This is a genomic window from Paraburkholderia piptadeniae (assembly GCF_900007165.1).
Lineage (GTDB): Bacteria > Pseudomonadota > Gammaproteobacteria > Burkholderiales > Burkholderiaceae > Paraburkholderia > Paraburkholderia piptadeniae.
The window spans coordinates 461-1,019 of record NZ_CYGY02000174.1 but is presented as its reverse complement, the minus strand read 5'-3'; the positions used below and the strand labels follow the sequence as shown (position 1 = coordinate 1,019).

Annotated in this window: 1 protein-coding gene; it reads left to right on the top strand. The window is 64.4% G+C overall.

Going from position 1 to position 559, the window contains the following annotated elements; all coding sequences use genetic code 11:
- A partial coding sequence (locus BN2476_RS49155; protein WP_235851251.1) for a GTP-binding protein occupies nt 1–559 on the top strand: 559 nt, incomplete at both ends.

The window sequence follows — 559 nt, the reverse complement described above, 5'->3', positions numbered from 1 at the left end:
TCGGCGGCGAAGCAAAGGCCTACGACCAGATCGACGCGGCGCCGGAAGAAAAGGCGCGTGGCATCACGATCAACACGGCGCACGTCGAGTACGAAACGGCGAACCGTCACTACGCACACGTCGACTGCCCGGGCCACGCCGACTACGTGAAGAACATGATCACGGGCGCCGCGCAGATGGACGGCGCGATTCTGGTGTGCTCGGCCGCCGACGGCCCGATGCCGCAAACGCGTGAGCACATCCTGCTGGCGCGTCAGGTCGGTGTGCCGTACATCATCGTGTTCCTGAACAAGTGCGACATGGTCGACGACGCCGAACTGCTCGAGCTGGTCGAAATGGAAGTGCGCGAACTGCTGTCGAAGTACGACTTCCCGGGCGACGACACGCCGATCATCAAGGGTTCGGCGAAGCTGGCGCTGGAAGGCGACAAGGGCGAGCTGGGCGAAGTGGCGATCATGAACCTGGCCGACGCGCTGGACACGTACATCCCGACGCCGGAGCGCGCGGTGGATGGCGCGTTCCTGATGCCGGTGGAAGACGTGTTCTCGATCTCGGGTCG